The 18,941-nt window shown below is 67.5% G+C and carries 14 protein-coding genes; 3 read left to right on the forward strand and 11 right to left on the reverse strand.

What is annotated here, in order from left to right; all coding sequences use genetic code 11:
- Nucleotides 1-85 precede the first annotated feature (85 nt).
- Nucleotides 86-856: a N(G),N(G)-dimethylarginine dimethylaminohydrolase gene (locus tag K2R93_19010; GenBank protein MBY0491939.1), complete on the reverse strand. Its 771-nt coding sequence runs from the start codon at nt 854-856 to the stop codon at nt 86-88.
- Nucleotides 857-914: 58 nt separating this feature from the next.
- On the opposite strand from K2R93_19010, the gene K2R93_19015 reads away from it, so the two are divergent.
- Together K2R93_19015 and K2R93_19020 are read left to right on the forward strand one after the other, a co-directional pair.
- Complete coding sequence (locus K2R93_19015) at nt 915-2,189, forward strand: amino acid permease (GenBank protein MBY0491940.1); 1,275 nt, start codon at nt 915-917, stop codon at nt 2,187-2,189.
- A gap of 162 nt (nt 2,190-2,351) precedes the next feature.
- A complete protein-coding gene (locus K2R93_19020; protein ID MBY0491941.1) occupies nt 2,352-4,778 on the forward strand; it encodes a response regulator in 2,427 nt (808 codons plus the stop codon).
- Nucleotides 4,779-4,782: 4 nt separating this feature from the next.
- Here the strand turns inward: K2R93_19020 and K2R93_19025 are convergent, their stop codons facing one another.
- From K2R93_19025 to K2R93_19040, 4 genes are read right to left on the reverse strand one after another with little or no spacing between them, the layout of a single operon-like run.
- Nucleotides 4,783-5,202, reverse strand: a complete 420-nt coding sequence (locus K2R93_19025; protein ID MBY0491942.1) for a PaaI family thioesterase — start codon at nt 5,200-5,202, stop codon at nt 4,783-4,785.
- Between the two features lie 41 nt (nt 5,203-5,243).
- The gene (locus tag K2R93_19030) at nt 5,244-5,768 is read right to left on the reverse strand and encodes a GNAT family N-acetyltransferase (protein MBY0491943.1); all 525 of its coding nucleotides are present in this window, start codon (nt 5,766-5,768) and stop codon (nt 5,244-5,246) included.
- A gap of 33 nt (nt 5,769-5,801) precedes the next feature.
- Nucleotides 5,802-6,188 carry a YccF domain-containing protein gene (locus K2R93_19035; protein ID MBY0491944.1) on the reverse strand — a complete coding sequence of 129 codons (387 nt, stop codon included), beginning with the start codon at nt 6,186-6,188 and terminating at the stop codon, nt 5,802-5,804.
- A gap of 53 nt (nt 6,189-6,241) precedes the next feature.
- Nucleotides 6,242-9,331 carry a hypothetical protein gene (locus K2R93_19040; protein MBY0491945.1) on the reverse strand — a complete coding sequence of 1,030 codons (3,090 nt, stop codon included), beginning with the start codon at nt 9,329-9,331 and terminating at the stop codon, nt 6,242-6,244.
- A 144-nt stretch (nt 9,332-9,475) separates the two neighbouring features.
- Between K2R93_19040 and K2R93_19045 the strand changes: the two genes are divergently transcribed.
- On the forward strand, nt 9,476-11,767 hold the full coding sequence (locus K2R93_19045) for an FAD-dependent oxidoreductase (protein MBY0491946.1): 2,292 nt from the start codon (nt 9,476-9,478) through the stop codon (nt 11,765-11,767).
- Between the two features lie 126 nt (nt 11,768-11,893).
- Here the strand turns inward: K2R93_19045 and K2R93_19050 are convergent, their stop codons facing one another.
- From K2R93_19050 to K2R93_19075, 6 genes are all read right to left on the reverse strand, one after another.
- A complete protein-coding gene (locus tag K2R93_19050) occupies nt 11,894-12,979 on the reverse strand; it encodes a TIGR03790 family protein (protein MBY0491947.1) in 1,086 nt (361 codons plus the stop codon).
- A gap of 11 nt (nt 12,980-12,990) precedes the next feature.
- On the reverse strand, nt 12,991-13,890 hold the full coding sequence (locus tag K2R93_19055) for a sulfite exporter TauE/SafE family protein (GenBank protein MBY0491948.1): 900 nt from the start codon (nt 13,888-13,890) through the stop codon (nt 12,991-12,993).
- Between the two features lie 42 nt (nt 13,891-13,932).
- Nucleotides 13,933-15,534: a response regulator gene (locus tag K2R93_19060; GenBank protein MBY0491949.1), complete on the reverse strand. Its 1,602-nt coding sequence runs from the start codon at nt 15,532-15,534 to the stop codon at nt 13,933-13,935.
- A 3-nt stretch (nt 15,535-15,537) separates the two neighbouring features.
- Nucleotides 15,538-15,996, reverse strand: a complete 459-nt coding sequence (locus K2R93_19065) for a methanogen output domain 1-containing protein (GenBank protein ID MBY0491950.1) — start codon at nt 15,994-15,996, stop codon at nt 15,538-15,540.
- A 198-nt stretch (nt 15,997-16,194) separates the two neighbouring features.
- Nucleotides 16,195-16,533, reverse strand: a complete 339-nt coding sequence (locus K2R93_19070) for a hypothetical protein (GenBank protein ID MBY0491951.1) — start codon at nt 16,531-16,533, stop codon at nt 16,195-16,197.
- 25 nt (nt 16,534-16,558) lie between these two features.
- Entirely contained in the window at nt 16,559-18,841 is a 2,283-nt protein-coding gene (locus tag K2R93_19075) for a CRTAC1 family protein (GenBank protein ID MBY0491952.1), read from the reverse strand.
- Nucleotides 18,842-18,941 lie beyond the last annotated feature (100 nt).

An 18,941-nucleotide genomic window follows, 5' to 3' on the forward strand; every position in this document is an offset into this window, starting at 1 on the left:
CATGAACTGCCTCCCGCTCCAACCTAGGGTGAGGAACTAGTCCACGAAATCGGGTCAACTCCACCCCACGTATACGCAGTTCATATCATCCCACCCGCACAATCAGCGAACAACAAGTAACCGCCCCCTCCGCCTTCGCCAGCTCATCCGCCGGGACCGTCGTCACCGAATACCCGCGCGCCCGCAGCATCGCGTTCGTGCGCGGATAGCCTTCGGCGGCAAGCAGTCGCTCCCCCACGCGCACGACGTTGGCGGCGTTGGGCTCATCGTCGGCGACCAATGCCGCGGCCTTCGGGGCGAACGCGGCGGGATCGACCCACGCCGGGTTGCACAGCACCGTGTCAGTGTCGAGTGCGGTGACCGCGCTCTTGAGGTGGAGACAGCCAGTCACCTCCACCGCGATGACCCGGTAGCCGAATGGCGCCACCGCGGCGCGGAGTTGCGCGATGCCGTCGTCGTTAGTGCGCAGCGTGCGCCCCACGAAGATCGTGCTCCCCACCACCATCACGTCGCCGCCATCGAGCGTGCCGGGCGCTTCGAGGCGATGCAGCGGCCGCAGCGTGGCCAGCACCTCGGCGACCGGCTCCAACTCCGACCGGCGACTTTCTGCGCCCGGGCGGGTGATCACCGCCAGCTCGTCGAGCACCACCGCCGTGTCTTCGATGAAGACCGCATCTGGATTCTCCGGCGCGGCGGGCACGCGGCGGACGTCGCAGCCCAGTGATCGCAGCGCCTGCTCGTACGCGGCATGCTGCGCCTCGGCGCGCGCCACGTCGATGGGCGTGCGGTCGAGATGCGTCAGTTCACAGTCCGCAAGCGTGGGGCTCACGGCACGGGTCAGGGCAAGCCAGGCCATCGGCAGGGGATTTCGGGTTTCACACACCAAGGTCCGTGTTCGGCGGTATGTTCGTTCCATGACGCTGCCTGCCGATACGCCGTCGCACAAGCTGGGACCGTGGACGGCCACCGCACTCGTGGTCGGCAACATCATCGGCGTCGGCGTCTTTGTGCTGCCGACCTCCCTGGCGCCGTACGGGTGGGGCAGTGTTGTGGGGTGGACGATCACCCTGATCGGCGCGCTCTCGCTCGCCTGGGTCCTGTCTGTGCTGTCGCGTCGGTTGCCCGACAGCGGCGGAGCGATGGGAATCGTGCGCCTCGCCTTCGGCGGCGACGTCGGTTTCCTCAATGCATGGGGCTACTGGATCTCCGTCTGGGTGGCCAACGCGGTGATCGCCATCGCCGGGGTCAACTATCTCGGTTCGCTCATCCCCGGGTTGACCGTATCGAAGCCCGCGACCTCCGCCGCATCGATCGCGGCGCTCTGGATGCTGACCTGGGTCAACTGGCGTGGGCCGCGATCAGCAGGCTCGCTGCAGCTGATCACCACCATCCTCAAGGCGTGGCCGTTCATCGCGACGATCTTCGTCGGCATTCTGCTGATGAATGGGGCCCACCCGCCCGCCCTGCTCCCGTTCTCGGCATCGCAGTTCACGCTCGGCACCGCGACCGCCACGGCGACGCTCACGTTGTACGCGATGACCGGGCTCGAGTCTGCCGCGGTGCCGGCCAGTACGGTCGAGAATCCGGAGAAGGTGATCCCGCGCGCCACCATGTTCGGCACGCTGTTTTCCGGGCTCGCCAATACGGCGCTGTCGCTCACCATCATCGCGTTGCTGCCTTCGGCGCAGCTCGCGTCGTCGAAGGCGCCGCTGGTGGACTTTCTGGCGCCGAGTCTCGGGGTGCTGGCGGGCGCCCTCGTGTCCCTCTCGGTGGCCATCAGCGCCTTCGGATGTCTGAATGGCTGGGTGCTGCTCTCCGCCGAGATCCCGGCGGGGCTCGCCGAGTCGGGTGAGCTCCCGTTGTGGTGGGGTCGTCGCAATCGACATGGTGCCGCCAGTCATGCGCTGGTGGTGAGCTCGGTGCTCACCAGCGTGGTGATCGCGCTCAATGCGAGTGACCGCTTCACCAACGTGTTTACCTTCGCGTTGCTGCTGTCCACGGCGACGATCCTCATTTTGTATCTGCTTATTCCGCTGGCGGCGCTGCGGTTCGCCATGCAATCGCGCATTCCGCCCACGGGCGGCCTGCTCATCACCGCCGTGCTGGCTACCCTCTTCGCGATCTGGGCGATCGTTGGTGCTGGTGGTGCGGCCGTTGGCTGGGGCGCCGTGCTGACGGCGGCGGGCTGACCGCTCTATCGCCTCGTACGGCGGCAAGCGACCGCGGCGAGGATCGTGTAGCGCGCCACGAGATGTCGTCGCGTTCATCGAGTGCGTGTCACACTCGCTTGTGTGAGTCGTCAGACATCGTCAGGTTGAAAAGAGTACGCGCGTCCTCTCTCCCGTCGCCCCTTGCGTTCTCTCGCTCCCACGGTGCCCTCGCACCCCGACCGCGAACTCGCGCTCCCGGGCTATCTCGCCGCGACCTATGCGCTCTTCACGCTGATTCAGGGCGTGTCGCTGGCCGTCACGGCGCAGATCGGGCAGCGCACGGGCCTCTCGCCGGCGGCGGCGGTGGGATTGGTCATGATTCTCGGCGCCCCCACCGGCGGCCGCTCGCTCGTGGCCATCACCACGTTGCTGGCAAATGCGACAGCCTACTGGCTCGTCCCCGATGCCCAGGCCGCGCCGCCGCTCGTGGGGATGGGGGTGCGTCTCCTCGGTGATTGGGGAGGGGCGCTGCTCGTCCTCCGGGTCATTCGCGAACGCCCGTCGTTCGAACGCGCCTCGTGGCTGGTACGGTTTGGTGGGCTCATTGCACTGGTGATCACGCCAACGGTGTCGGTCGTGGCGGCGGTCCTGCTGCAGCTCAACCACGGCGGGAGTCTGTGGACGGAGTTCGTGCACTGGTACGTGCCCGAAGTGATCATGATTCTGACGGTCGGGCCAGCCATCTGGGTGCTGCGCGACGCCGTGATCCGCGCGCGGCGGACACCGGCCAGCGAAATCGCATACGGCGGGGCGGTATTGACGATCCTGATCGTGGCCGCCACGATCGCCGTGCAGCAACCGAATGTCGCCGGCATCACCCCGCCGATCAGTCTCGCCGTGGTCCCGCTCATGCTGTACATCGGCTATCGCTTCGGCGTGGGGACCACCGCGTGGGCGGGCGTCATCGTCATGGTGCTGCTGATCGGCTTCACCGCCGACGGCATCGGCCCCTTCGCCGCTACCCGAGCCGCGGGCATCCCACGCTTCGTGGCCGTCGAGCTGTATGTCGGCGCGCTCGCCATTCCACTGGTGGGCTTTGCCGCCGTGCTGCAGGAGCTCCGGGAGTCGTCGCAGCGCTTCCAATCGTTTCTCGACACCACGACCACCCCCGTCGTCGCCGTTGACCTCAGCCGTCGCGTCGTCGGGTTCAGCCCCAGCGCCGATCAGATGTTTCGCGCGTCCTCCGGCGTCGGTCTCCGCAGTGGCCTGGATCCCCTCGAGGCGGTACAGGAGTCGCCGGATGTCCTGGAGCGACGGACCCGCGGGTGGACGAACGCGTTGGCCGGTGAAGTGCACGTTGCTGTGCTCGAGCCCAACGCCGAGACGCGCGTGGAAATGCGCTATGAGCCGATGCGCAACAGCCAGGGCGACGTGGTGGGTGCCGTGGCGTCCGCCACCGACCTCATCCAACAGGAACGCGAGGCCGCCGAGCGCGAACGCGTGAGTCGACTCGAAACGATCGGTCGCGTCGCCGGCGGCATCGTGCATGATGTGAACAACCTGATGACCGTGATTCTGGGCCAGGTGTTCGCGCTCCGGCGCCTCACGCGCGGCTCAGACGCGGCGCGCGGGGCCTTCGACGAGATCGAACTGACCGTGGAGCGGACCAAACGCCTCTCCGCCCAGCTGCTGGCGTTCTCTCGTGCGCAGCCCATCGAGCCGATTGTCACCGAGCTGCAGAGCGAAGCGCGGCGCACGCTCGACATGCTGCGACGGGTGCTGCAGGAGGATGCAGTGCTCACGACCGACTTCGCCGACGGCGACTGGCGCATCGCCGTCGATCGCGGTCAGTTCGAACAGCTTCTGCTCAATCTCGTAACCAATGCGCGCGATGCCATGCCGAATGGCGGCACCGTGCGGCTCGCATCGTATCGGGAGACCTTCGCCGCCGCGGCGGGGGCGCGTCTGGGGATCCCGGCGGGCGATTATGTCCGGCTCGACATCAGCGACGAGGGCGCGGGGATCCCCGTCGAGGTCATCTCGAACATCTTCGACCCGTTCTACACCACGAAGGGCGCGCAAGGGAACGGCCTCGGTCTCGCCACGGTGAAGGCCATCATGCAGAAGGCTGGCGGCGCCGTCAGCGTCGCCAGCGCGCCCGGCTTGGGGACGACGTTCAGCATGTGGTTTCCCCGGACCACCTTGCCACTCACGGTGGCGGCAGCCGAAACGATCGCGAGCAGCTGGACACCCGACGTGCCGTCTTCGCATGCGATCGTATGCGAAGACGAGCCGGCCATTCGTCGCGTGGTGGCGCGCACGCTGGGCAGCGCCGGGTGGCAGGTGACCGAGTGTGCGACGGCCGAAGACGCGCTGACCCAGCTCTCGCGCGCCGATGCGGCGTACTCGCTGCTGATCACCGATGTCGTCATGCCCGGCATGAGCGGCATCGATCTGATGCGCGCCGCCCGTCAGCGGCAGCCGACCATCGCGATCATGCTGATGACCGGGTACTCGGAAGAGATCGTGCACTCGGTCGAGGTGAACGACCGTCCGGACGTGGTCCTGGCCAAGCCGTTCCGGGGCGAGGATCTCATTCGCGAGGCGCAGCGGCTGCTCGCGTCGTGAGCCGCTACCCCCGCGGCCACAAAATCATCTGCGTACACCGATAGTACGCGATCACCTTCCCCGTGTCCGCGTGCGTCACGGTCGCATCCCACACCTGCGTGCTGCGACCGGCGTGCACCAGCGTAGCCACGCACTGCACCACGCCCTCGCGCGCCGTGCTCACATGGTTGGTCTTGAGCTCGATCGTCGTGAAGTTCTCGGCGCCTTCGGGGAGATGCGCGATGCACCCGAAGCCGGCGGCGGTATCAGCGAGACTCACGATCGCGCCGGCGTGCAGATAGCTGTTCACCGCCGTGAGTTCGTGGCGCACCGTGAACTCGGCGTGCAGCTCGCCCTCGGCGATGTGCGTGATGCGAATGCCGAGGTAGGCGGGGAGGTGCGTGGAGGCGCGCTGCTGGAGCTGTTCGAGCGTGAAGCGTGGAATGCGCCCAAACTAACGCGCCGCGCGCCCGCGCGATCAGGCGCCTACCACACCTCGCCCGGCCGCCAGTCGCAGGCCAGCGGGGCACTCACATTGAGTCCGGCCGGCGTCTTGGGTAACCGCAGGATCATCACCTCTTCATCGGGCGTCTCCACGACGCCGCCGGCGTCGCGTACCGAGAGCGGTCCGCGCCACATCTCCCAGCCGAGCCGGGCGTACCAGGCCTCGTCGCTCGGCGAGAGCGCGGCCAGATCAAACGCCTCCACCAGCGCCGGCACGGCACGCATCAGGCGCGTCGCGTAGCCCTTTCCCTGCTCCGCGGGCTGCGTGGCCACGGCTTCCACATAGGCCGTCTCCAACGGGCGGCCACCGTCGAGATAGAGCGTGCGCGGCACCCACATCAGGTGCGACACCAGCTGGCCATCGACCGTCCCCAGGAGATGCACGCCAGGGCCGATGTCGGTGAGATAGGCCGCGAACGGTTCCTCATAGGCGGCCGTACACAGTGCCACCACGGCGTCGCGCTGCGTGGCTGTGAGCGCGGCGGATGCGACGATATCGACCTGCATGTGATGCGATGACCCAATAAGGCGAAGGACGTGTTACGCCGTGTGCTGCACGCGCTTGCCCAGCGGCGCGAGACTCACGCTCGCCAGCCGGAAATGCGCGAGGCCGAACGGGATGCCGATGATGGTCAGGCAGCAGCCAATGCCGGCCACCACATGCGCGAGCCACAGCCACACGCCGGCAAAGAGCAGCCAGAGGACGTTCGCGATCCCCGTACCGGGAATGATCTGCTCGCCGACGCTCCGTGCATCCACCAGCGTCTTGCCGAACGGGAAGGCGGCGAAGCCGGCAATGCGGAACGCCGCGTATGCCCACGGCAGCCCGACGATCGTGATCGCCAGAATGCCACCCGCGATCACCCAGCCGAGCCACGAGAAAAAGCCGCCGAGCACGAACCAGAGGATATTGCCGAGGAGGACCATGGCGATATCTACGGTTCGAACCCGGCGGCTGTTTCGACCGGGGCCCCCAGGCGCTACTTGAGCGCCGCCTGCAGGGTGGCCAGCGCCGCCTTTGCCGCGGCGAGCTGCTGCAGATGCGTGCCCGTCGGGCCCTTCATCGACGCCTGCCGCACACCGCTGCCGTAGTAGCCGCCGATCGCCGCCTGCAGCCCCGCCCCGGGGCCGCCGCGCCCGCCACGACCACCACGCCCGCCCGCCGCCGGCGCCAACCCGAGCTTCTGCGCCACCGCCTGCAGCTTCTGCTGCTCAGCGCCCGTGGCGCCCTGCAGCTTGGCGCGGAACGCGGTCGTCGCGGCGGTCAGCTTGGCCGACACCTCGGTGGCCTCCACCAGGAACGCTTCGCGCGCCTTGTGCTCGAGCAGCGTGACATCGCTCGATGGATCGCCGCGCACGCTGAACGTCTGCTTCGCGGTATCGCTGCCCGCGATCATCGTGACGGTGAACGTTCCCGGCGCCACATGGAAGCCGCGCGGGCCGATGTCGTGCGCCGGAATCGGCAGCGCGGGGCGACGACCGGCCCCGCCGGCAGCGCGCGTGCCACCACCCGCCGGTGCCGCCGGCGGACCGCCAGCCTCTTCACCACCGCCGCCAAAGCCCCCGAAGCCGCCGGTGGGCGCCGGCCAGCGGAGATCCCAGCTCGCGCGCTGCACGAGCCCGGCCTTGGCCGGTGCGGTGAAGGTGCGCACCGTCTTGCCGGCGGCGTTGGTGACCGTGAAGCGCACGGTGTCCACCGCCTTCGGCAGGAAGTACGTGAAGGTCGCGCCTTCGGCCGGATTCTCAGCGGCGAAGAACGCATGCGCGGCGGTGGACACATCGGCACGATAGAGCGTGAGCGTGGCCTGCCGCACGGGGAACAACGTCGCCTTGGCCGGCGCCGCCGCGCTCGCGGTGGCGGCCCACTTCACGAGCGGCGTCGCGTCATCGAGCACCCAGATCGAGCGGCCATGGGTGGCCAGCACGATGTCCTTCGTGCGCGGGTGAATCACGATGTCGTCGTAGCGCGTCGGCGGGAGGTTCGCCTTGAGCTGCGTCCAGTGCGCGCCGGCGTCCATCGTGTAGTACAGGAACCGTTCGGTCCCGGCGAGGAGCACCTGCGGCACGCCCGGGAACTCGGCGATCGACCGCACCGGCAGTCCGTTCGGGAGCCCGTCGGTGACCTTGGTCCACGTCGCACCAAAGTCGGTGGTCTTGAAGATGTACGGCGTGAAGTCGCCGATGCGGTGATTCTCGATCGTGGCGTAGGCGGTGCCCGGTGAGGCGGCGCTCGCCACGATGCGATCCACGAACGACAGTGCCGGCACGCCCGCGATGTTCTTGCCGACCTCGGTGAACGTCTTGCCGCCGTCCTTGCTCACCTGGATATTGCCGTCATCGGTGCCGACCCAGAGCACGAGCGGCGACACCGGATGTTCGGCGATCGTGGTGATCTCGCTGAAGTTCGTTTCGCCGTCGTTGCGCGATAGGCGAATGTCGCTGTTCTTCACGCCGGCCATCACCAGCGTGTCGCGGTTGAGCGCCTTGGTGAGATCGCCACTCGCCGTCCACGTGCTACCGAAGTCGCGCGAGGTGAGCAGCTTGTTCGCGCCGAGATACACCGTACCGGCCTTGTGCTTCGAGGCCACCACCGGCGCGGTCCAGTCAAAGCGATAGCTCTCCCCGCTCGGCGCGACCGGCTGAATGTCCCAGCGATCGCCGGTGATCACATCCACGCGCGTGATGTTACCGCCGCTGGAGGTGCTGTAGACGTAGCGGTGCCCCTTGAGGTCCACCGCCTGCCCGGTGCCGTCGGAAAAGCCGATCTGCAGCCAGTCCTGATTCAGGATGCCGAGCCAGTGCGTCGTGGCGCTCGGCCCCATCCACGAGTGCGCGTCCTGCATGCCGCCGTAAATCCAGTACGGATCGCGATCGTCCACCGCGACGCGATAGAACTGCCCAATCGCAAAGTTGTTGAGGCGCGCGTAGGTGTAGCCCAGGTCCCAGCTTTCGTGCAGCCCACCGTCGCCGCCGAGGAGCACGTGGCGCGAGTCACGCGGATCGATCCAGAGCGAGTGGTGGTCGTCCTTGAGCCCCAGGTCGTACGTGGGCGAGTTGGGCATCGGCTCGAAGGTGGCGCCGCCATTCTCGCTCTTGCTGGGCTGCACGCCCATCATCCACACCCGCTGATCGTTGTTGGGATCGATGGTGGGGTGCGAGAAGTACATCGGGCGCGGGTTCGTCCCGCTCATGCGCTTCCACGTCGCGCCGCCGTCTTCGGTGCGATACGTGCCGCTGCCGGTGGCGTGCTCCACCGTGGCCACGAGCACGTCGGGCTTGGACATCGCGATGGAGAGACCGATGCGCCCCTTGTCGCCGGCGGGGAAGCCGTTCTCGATCTTGTTCCAGGTCGCGCCGCCGTCGGTGCTCTTGAAGAGTCCACTCCCCGCGCCGCCGCCGTTGAAGCCAAAGCTCGAGCGCAGGCGCGAGTACAGGCTGGCGTAGAGGACCTGCGGATTGCGCGGATCGATGAGGATCTCGTTCGCGCCCGTGACCGAGTCGGCGGCGAGCACCTTGGTCCACGTCGCGCCGGCGTCGGTGGTCTTGTACACGCCGCGCTCACTCGTGGGCTTCCAGAGATTTCCGGCCGCCGCGACCCACGCGATGTTCGGGTCGGTCGGGTGCAGCAACACGCGGGCAATGCTCGCCGTTTCGCGGAGCCCGACGTATTTCCACGTCGCGCCGCCGTCCGTGGAGCGGTACACACCGCCGCCCCACGTGCTGCTCTGTCGGTTGTTCTGCTCACCGGTGCCGGCCCACACGATTTTCGTGTCGCCGGCGAAGATGGCGAGGTCCCCAAAGGAGTTCTCGCCGGTCTCGTCGAAGATCGGCGTCCAGAGGATGCCGTGGTTCGTCGTCTTCCAGACGCCGCCGCCGGCCGCTGCCACGTAGATCGTGGACGGATCCTTGGGATCGACCTCCACATCGTGGATGCGGCCGCCCATCACGGCGGGGCCCACCGATCGGAAGGTGAGTCCATCGAAGGGGGACTGGGCCTGAGCGGAAGCCCAGGGCAGCACCGCAACGGTCAGCGCGCTGGCGAGCGCGAGCGTGGGGAGGGGTCGACGCATGGCGATCAGAAAGGGGAAAGGGACCGGAGGAATGTGAGCCCCGCATGAGGCCACCGTAACCCTGACGGCAATTGGTGGCCCCCATTTGCCAAACGCACCAGTTGGCGGGAGGTTGAAGGAGGTCACCCTCAGCCCAAGGCTTCCATGTCTGACGTTCGCTCCCGCCGGGACTTTCTTGCGACCACCGGAGGCGCGGCGCTTGCCGGCGCCTTCCTCGCCCTTGGCCTGGACGCCGTGGTCGGCGTCCATCAGGCCCTGGCGCAGTCGCCGGAACTCGCCGGAGCCCTCACGGCCGATCAGCTGAAGACGCTCGCCGCCGTGGTCGATCGCATCATTCCGTCAGTGGACGGTCGCGCCGGCGCGGCGCGTGCCAATGTCGCACGCTTCCTCGATCGCACACTCGACACGCTGCTCGCCGACTTCAAGGCGCCGATGGTGGGCGCCCTCCAGGCGGTGGACGCGGCCGCCGCCAAGCTGCAGAGTGGCGCGACCTTCAGCACGCTGAGCACCGCACAACAGGATGCCGTGCTCACCGACGCGGAAAAGAGCGAGTGGTTTGGCCTGCTGACCACCGCGGCCAAGTTCGGCTTCGTGTCCGATCCCGTGCACGGCGGCAACGCGAACGGCGAAGGATGGAAAGCCATCGGCCATCAACACGCGCCGACGTGGATACCGCCCTACGGCTTCTACGATCGCGAGGCCAATGCGAAGAAGCCCACCGACGGGCCGCGCACCACGCCGCTCACGATTCCCGCCCGCCCAGCCGGCACGCCCACCAGGAAGTTCCGCCCGACCGACGAGGTGGACGTTGTCATCATCGGCTCCGGTGCCGCCGGTGGGTCAGTGGCCTGGGAACTCGCCCGCGCCGGCGTCAGCGTGCTGGTGCTCGAAGCGGGGCCGCATCGCACCGAGAAGGACTTCACGCACGACGATGCGCGCATCTTCCTCGCCGGCGAGATGACAAATGATCTGAAGAAGATCCCGCAGAGCTATCGTCCGAATGCCAGCGCGCCGACCACGCCGGTGACCGGTGGCTTTGACAGCGGGTTGATGTACGCGCGCACCGTGGGCGGGTCGTCGCTGCACTGGACCGCCAACTTCTGGCGGCTGCGTCCGGTGGATTTCAACGAGCGCACCACGTGGGGCGACATCCCCGGCTCCGGCTTTGCCGACTGGCCCATCACGTACGACGACATGGAGCCGTGGTACACGCGCGCTGAGCGCGTACTCGGCGTGAGTGGCGATCACACGCAGAACCCCTTCGAACCGCGCCGTTCCGCGCCCTATCCACTGCCGCCGATTCCGGTGAAGAGCTCCGGTGTGCTCTTCGAGCGCGGCGCGCGCAAGCTGGGGCTCCATCCGTTCCCGAGCCCGATGGCGATTATCAGCCGTCCGTACGGCAATCGCGTCCCCTGCCAGGCGTGCGGCGCGTGCCTGGGCTACGGGTGCGAGTATGGCGCCAAGGGCGGCTCCATGGCCGTCACGCTGCGTCAGGCCGAGATGAGCGGCCGCTGTGAAGTGCGCGCCAACAGCTACGTGCGCAAGATCGAAGTCAACGAAGCCGGACGCGCCACGGGCGTCGTGTACTTCGACGCGAACGGGAAGGAAGTCTTCCAGAAGGCCAAGTGCGTGGTGCTTTCCGCGAACGGTTCGGAGACGCCGCGCCTGCTCCTCAACAGCAAGTCGAACCGCTTCCCCCAGGGCCTCGCGAACTCCAGCGGCATGGTAGGCAAGCATCTGATGTTCAACACGTACGCCACCGTGAGCGGCGTGTTCGACGAACTGCTGAATGAGTTCAAGGGCCCCATGGTGACGCGCGCGCTCTGGGATTTCTACGACGCCGACCCGAAGCGTGGCTTCTACGGCGGTGGCGGCATGGACGCGCGGTGGGGGAGTGTCTCGCCCATGATCGGCGCCCTCGAATCGGTGGGGCCCAAGACGCCGCAGTGGGGCGCGGCGTGGGCGCGCGCGGTGCATCACAACTATCCGCGCTACATGGTCGTGAGCTCGCACGCCACGTCGGTGCCGATGCCGACCAACACCGTGGACCTCGACCCCACCCTCAAGGACGCATGGGGCGTGCCGGCGCTGCGGGTGACGTACACCGATCACCCCGACGATCTCAAGTTCGCCGAGTTCCAGCTCACCAAGGCGCAGGAGATTCTCGAGGCGGCCGGTGCCAAGGAGACATGGAAGTTCCCCATGCAGCCGCAGAAGGGGAACGTGCATCTGCTCGGCACGGCGCGCATGGGCAACGACCCGCAGCGCAGCGTCGTGGACAAGAACAACCGCTCGCACGATGTGAAGAATCTGTTCATCGTGGACGGCAGTTCGCTCGTCACGTCCACTCGCGGGCAGCCGACCGGCACCATCTTCGCGCTTGGGTTCCGGGCCGGCAGCTACATCGCGCAGGCGTCGAAGCGGGGCGAGATCTAGGCGCCGATCAATAGGCTCCGACAGCGAAAAACTCGTCGGGGATACCGGGGGAACGGGGAGGGCCGTGCGGACAGCACGATCCTCCCCGTTTCCCCGATCCCCCGACGAGTTTTTTCTTTGATCTGACTACGGCACCGCTGCGCCCGGTCCGTAGGGGGCACAGAGCGGGTCGCCGATGATCAGGTCCTTCCAGAGAATCATCGGCGACGCCGCGTAGAACGCCTCGGCGAGCGTCGCCCCGCGAAGGTAGCGGTCGAAGAGGATCTCCGGCTTCGCGAGCGCGTAGGTATACGGCTCGCTCACATAGCCCTTCACACCGGTCACGCCCTGCGCGATGAGATCCACGATGCGGCTCTGGCCACCGGTGACCGGGCCAAAGGTCCGCGCGCTGGTGGAGACAAACGTTTCGGCGAGCGCCCCGGGGAGGAAACGCACGGCGTGATAGGCCGTGCTGTCGAAGTGGCTGTCGTTGCTCCCCCAGCTCACGTAGCCCATGACCGGTCCGGCGGGGGCCACAAAGCGTTCGCTCGAGTCGATCTGCGAGACGTAGCCCAGCAAGCGTACACCGAATGCGGCGGCGTAGAGCCGCGCGTTCATCTCGGCGTAGCCATCGTTTCCGCGTCGCAGCGGGGCCGCATCGAAGTAGAAGGGCCCGCCCACCGACCGGGCCGCGGTGGCCCGATCGACCAACGCGAGACAATTGGCCACGACATCACAGTCGAGACGCGTCACGAGGAACATGCCGTACGCGTCGCTGTTGAACGGGCCGCGCGCGTTGTAGTACGGATTGCGATACTGCCGGATCCACGCCGTATCGAGCCCCACCATGGGCGGGATCGGGAGATTCATCCCTGCCAGCAGCGCATCCACACTGTAGCCGTTCTTGCGCGCCACGCGAATGGGGACACCGGTGGTGAGCAGGATGAAGTCCACCCGATGTGGCAGCGACTCGATCACCGCGCGCACCGGGCGCACGATCCCCGTCTGAAAGTCGATCTCGCCAATCTCGTCGCCGACCGGCACGTCGATCGTCACGACATTTTCGGGAGGAATACGCCGCTGCGCGATGTAGTAGCGCCCCACCGTGTCGCTCGCCGGGCTGCGGCGGTTGATCACGACCAGGGTGCGCTCGGCGCCGCTCTGCGGCGCCGGTTTGCCGGTTTGGTGTGGTGCTTCGCACGCGGCGAGCAGCCACACCAGCACCGCGAGCACGACCGCGCGAATCAGGTCGTGACCTCGGGCATCGGCGCGGTCACGGCCGCGACGGGGCGAACCGCGGCCCGCAGCATGGTGAGCGCCGCATACACCACCACCGCAATCACCAGCCAGCGGAGCAGCTCGATCGGGAGCGACGTCACCAGCAGCGCCGCAACCAACACACCGGGGATCCCGCCAATCGCGAGCCCCAACGCCGGCTGATCCACCTGATTGCGCCGCTTCACGAAGGCGAGACAGCCCAGCAATGCGGCAAAGGCACCACTGCCCATCATGATGGGAAAGGCCGCGCGCGGGTCCATGCCAAGCGCACTGAGCAACACGAACGTGGGGCCGTAGTTGCCGATGCCCAGCATGATCAGCGCACCGAGCACGAAGTTCACGCCGAGCGCGAGCCAGAGGGCCGAGCCACTCAGCGCGAGCGCCGTCCCTCCGACGGGCATCTTGTTGAGCTGCGCGATCGTCATGAAGAGCGCCGCCAGGAGCAACCCGACGCCCATGCCGAGCTGGATGGGGCGTCGCGGCAATCGCGAGACCACGCCGGCCCCCAACCAGCCCCCGGCGAGCGCCGTGGCGATCATCGACAGCAGCAGCGTGCTGTCGATCTGAATCTTCGAGATGAAGATGACCGCCTGCGCGACCACGCCGAGGGTCAGCCCGACGATCATCGTGCCGGGCAGGCGCTCATCCGGCACCATGCGCAGCGCACGGAACGCCGTGGTGGTCGTGGCCAGTGACCCGATCCCCAGCGTGTCGAAGAAGCTGACCAGAAAGCCAATGGCCAGCTGTACCGGCGTCGGCCACCGAACGGGCGTCGCGGCCGCACGTATCGCCTGCCCCCAGCGCACCACAAAGAGCGTCGCGAGGACGAGGATCGCGGTGAGCAGGAGCGTGCGAATGTCGGGCATACGCCCAAAGTACTGCCCGCCGCCGCGGTGCGCTTTGTGTGTCTAGGTCGACACCGTCAATGCCCGAGCGATCACGACGGCTAGCTCCTCGAACTGGAAGGGTTTCTGCACAAACCCCAGGACACCCTTCCCCACCAGGCCGTCGAGCGCGGCGGCTTCCGAGTAGCCGCTCATCAGGATGATGCGGGCGTGCGGCCAGTCACGGTGCAACTCTCGAACCGTGGCGCGACCGTCCAGGTGCGGCATCGTGAGATCCATCAGCACCAGGGGGTCCCGATCGTGGTACTCCTGGAACAGGGTGAGGGCCGCCCGTCCGTCAGGCGCCGAGCGGACCTCGAAGCCCATCTGGCGCAGCATGGCGCTGGCCACCGCGCGCACGCTCTCCTCGTCTTCGACGACCAGCGCCATGGCTCCCGGCCCCGGACGCGGCACAAACGCGGGCACATCGCGCACCGTCGTCGCCCGCTCAGCCGCGGGAAAGAGGAGCTTGAAGGTGGAGCCTCGACCGGCCTCGCTATAGACGCGAATGGCCCCGCCGTGACCACGGACGATGCCCAGGACGGCGGCCAGCCCGAGCCCGCGCCCCGTGAACTTGGTGGTGAAGAAGGGATCGAAGATGCGGGCGCGCGTCTCGGGCGACATCCCCGCGCCCGTGTCCGACACCTCCAGCGTCACGTACAGCCCTTCCTGCAACCCCTCATCCACGAAGCTCTCGGCGAGATACTCGCGCTCACACCAGACCGCGCCGGTGGTCACCGAGATGATGCCGCTGCGATCGCCGATGGCTTCCGACGCGTTGATGATCAGGTTCATCACAACCTGACGGAGTTGCGAGCTGTCAGCGATACAGGCCGGCTGGTTCGGCATGAGATCCAACCGAAGCACGCACTTCTTGGAGATCGACACGTCGAGCAATCGGGCAATGCTCTCCACGAGTTCCGACAACACCACGGGCCCCGTCACGAACTGACCACGCCCCGAGTAGGCCAGCATCTGCCGCGTCAGTTCGGCGGCCTGCCGGGCACCATTGGCGGCCTCCCGGACCATGCGCGACGCTTCGGAATCGGACGCGCACTCCAGCAGGGCGAGGTCGCAGTAGCCCAGAATACTCGTCAGGATGTTGTTGAAGTCGTGCGCAATGCCGCCGGCGAGTACGCCGAGACTCTCCAGCTTTTGCGCCTGCATCAACTGCGACTCGAGTCGTTGCCGCTCGGCTTCCGCCTCACGCCGCCGGCGGATCTCCCGGTCCAGCTGCGCAATGCGCTGATTGAGCGCCGCATAGTGGACATCGGAGGTGCTCTTCGGGATCAGGCGCATCAGGAGCTTCGCCGACGACTCACCCTGACGTGGCGTCTGCACCCCGCAGTGCACCTGAAACGCCTCCACGCGCCCCGATGCCAGCCGAAATCGAAGTTGTCCGGGATGGGGCTCCCGGGACCCGGCACAGGCGTGCAAGTACCGACGCAGACGCTCGTGATCACCCTCGACCAGGTCCATCAGCGATTGGGCCGGCCTGGCCTGCATCCGCCACCCGAGGGCGCGGTACGCGGCGCGATTCGCGGCGAGGATCTCGCCATCCGGATGCACGAGCAACAGCTGATCCGGCAGCCAATCGGCTACGTCGTGAAAACGGCTGATCGGCACCGGTTAGCGGGCGAAGTATTCGCGGCCGGTGAGCGATCCCTCAGCGTCCGGCGGCTGGAGCTCCACCACCACGTGGCAGCCCCCGTCACCATTCGCGATGGTGGACTCGAGCACGACGCGCGCATACCCGAGATTCTCGGCGACAATCCCGCCGAAGACGTTGGAGGTCATCATGCACAGGGCCGGCCGCCCGATGACCGCGGCGCCAAAGGGACACGCCGTATTGCGTAGCACGATACGACGGCTATCGCGTGCCTCGATACTGAATCCGCCGCCAATGCGCCGTTTGAGATCGACGAGGACCTCCGCCACCTGCGCCTCGTCCAGTGTGGCGGTAGCGAGCCCGTCGCGGTACCCCGCATTGATCTCATCGGCGAGACGCTGCCCCACGACGCTGACCAGACCTTCCGCCTGATCGAGACCGACGACTTCCTCGAGGACGCCCGCAAGTTCACGAAGCACGCTCCGAAAGAACCCATCCCGTTCGAGTGGATGAGCGAGCTGGGCAATCGGCAAGGCTGCGCTGGACACATGGACTCCCGGATGCACCGTCCGACGAACGCGACCGCACCGCCGCTCGTCGAAACTGGGTACCCCTTTTCGATATGTCCATGCCGCCCGCGGGCTGCACGTGGGACGAACCGCCCGCGCGCCCAGCGACTACGCCGTCTTGGGCACCCGCCAGTAGTACCACTCACGCTGCGGCGTCCACCCCTGTTGCGCGGCGAGCTCCGCCCCACGAATGCACGTCTCCACCGGAACGGTCGCGGCCCGATAGAGCGCATCAAGTTCGAGCAGCATCTCCCGCGTTTCCGTGGTCAGCGGGCGCACGCGGATGCGGGTGGCCAGTTCATGGCGCACATCGGCGTCAGCGAGCGGGTCGTGCTGCGGATCGTCGCGTCGCGCGCCGGCGGTGATGCCGGCGGTGCGTTCGACATCGTCCACGATACGCGCCCACTGCGCGAGGAGCGCGGGGATGGTGAGTTTGGTGAGGGTCACCCCCGCAATCTACACGCGATGGTGCTCAGCGGCGCTCGGGCATCGGCATGGCGTGCGGCGCCGCAGCGGCCACAAAGGGCACCGGCGGCCGCGTCAACCGCTCCGGCGCCTTCCCCTGCACCACGCGATAGCTCGCATCGAGGGCCAGCGCCGCATGCGTGGTGGTCGTGCCCTTCGCATCGGGCCACACGATGCGCAGCGAGTCGAGCGTGGTGGCGCGATCGAGCCCCACGTGGAGCTGCAGCGTGCCGCTGCCGAACGAGCTGCCGCTGCCCACGGTGCGATGGAGGACGCGCGGTGTCCCGCCCGCCTGCGTTGTGAATAGCGTGACCCGCGCGCCAATCGCGGCGCGATTGGCCGTGGTGCCCTCGAGGTCGAGCGTCACCCAATGCCGCCCGGGCCAGCCGGGGTTCTCGAACAGGACGTTCTGATAAACGTCGCCCTCGTAGGCGCCGCCCATGACCATGTAGATGTCCTCGTCGCCGTCGCGATCGAGATCGGCAAAGGTGGCCGCGTGCCCCTTCTGGATATGCGCAAAGCCGCCGGCGAGCGAAACCTCCTCGAAGGCGCGCCCCTGCACGCTGCGGAACATGCGATTGGGAATCACCGACCGGAGATCGGGATTGCCGGTGCCGACGTAGAAGTCGAGCCAGCCGTCGTTATCGAGATCGCCATAGGCGCTGCCCATCGCAAAGATCACCTTGTCGGCGAGCCCCATCGCGCGCGTCACGTCGATGAACGTGCCATCGTGATTGTTGCGATAGAGGCGCGAACTCTCGACCGACATCGGCAGCGAATCTCCGGCGATCGCCGGGCGCCCGGCGCGCTGCACGAACTCCCGCGCCACGCCATCGTGCAGCGCCTGCCCGTTGCCGATGTCATAGCTCAGCACCAGGAGATCCTCCCAGCCATCCTGGTCGTAGTCCCAGAACCAGGTGGAGAAGCTCTGCACGGGGCGCGCGACACCGGCCGCCGCCGCGCGCTCTTCGAAGCGACCGCCGGTGTTGACGAACAGCTTGTTGGGTTCGCCCAGGATGGACACGTAGAGATCGGGGAAGCCGTCGTTGTTCACATCGCCCCAGGCGGCGCCCTTCACAAAGGCGTCCACGTTCACCCCAACCGTCTTCGCGACCTCGGTGAACGTGCCGTTCCGATTGTTCATCCAGAGTTCGCTCGGGTGCGATCGCCCGCCCTTCGCGCGATCCGATTCATGCCCCACGAACAGATCGACCCAGCCATCGCGATTGAAGTCGCCCCAGACGGCTGTCGGCGTGGGCGCCACGCGATACAGCCCGGCGGGGATCGTCACATCGGCGAACGTCCCCGGCCCCGTGCCGCGCAGGAGTGAACTGGGCTGCATCGTCGCATCGGCGAGCCACGCGCCACGCATGATGTAGATGTCGGTGCGGCCGTCGTTGTCGTAGTCGGCATGCGACACGTTGAGCCCACCCGTGATGCCGCGCACGCCACTCAACGCGACCTGATCGCCATAGCTCCCGCGGCCGTTGGCGACATACAGTTGCAGCGGGTCGCGAATCCCCCAGGCGGTGGCGAAGAGGTCCAGCAGGCCATCGCCATTGTAGTCCGCAATGGCGAGCCCGCCCGACAGCCCGTTCTCCGCCACACCGAGCTGGCCACCGATGTTGCGAAAGAGCGGAAACGCGGCGCGCTGCGCGGCCGTCGGTGCGAGCCCGGGAATGCGCAGCGGCGCCGGGATGCTGTCGGGATATCCGCCCAGCGCCATCCACGCGATGTTGAGCAGCCACCGATCGCCGAGGTCGTCGGGATACGCGCGCGTCAGCGCTGAATAGAGGGCTACCGACTTGCGGGCGCCTTCAGTCTTCTTGTGCTGCGCCCCGCCCTCGAGCGGGAGGATGCACGCATTGGCGGCGGTGCCATCGAGACAGTTCTCCTGCTCGCCGAAGCGCAGATTCGCGATGGCGAGCAGTTCGATCAGTGGTCGATTCTGCGCGTTGATTGTGTGCACGCTCGCGCCCACCTGCGCCGCGAGCATCTCGAGCAGGCCAATCGCCTCCTTCGACTGCCCCGCGAGCACGTACTCCTGCGCGAGCATATAGCGCCCCTCGAGATCGCTCCCCATGGTGCCGCTCTCGCGCAGCATCGTGGCCAGCTTCTCGGCGCGCGCGCGGTTGAGGAACGGGTTGCGCTCGGGCGCGGCCAGCGCGGCGCTGGCGAGGCGCGTGAGGCTGTCGGTCATCGCGGTCGTCCCGCGCACATCCGCCGAGTCGCGATCGTCTTCGGCGCTGGCGGAGCCGCAGCCGGTCAGCGCGAGAGTGGTGGTGACCATGACCGAACCAACGGCGCGGCGGAGCCGCACTCGAACCCGGTCATGTTGAACGGCGCTACGCGGCATGCCTCACCCCCGGCGGTGAATTCCCGAACCCGTG

The sequence above is a fragment of the Gemmatimonadaceae bacterium genome, from assembly GCA_019752115.1.
Classification (GTDB): domain Bacteria; phylum Gemmatimonadota; class Gemmatimonadetes; order Gemmatimonadales; family Gemmatimonadaceae; genus Gemmatimonas.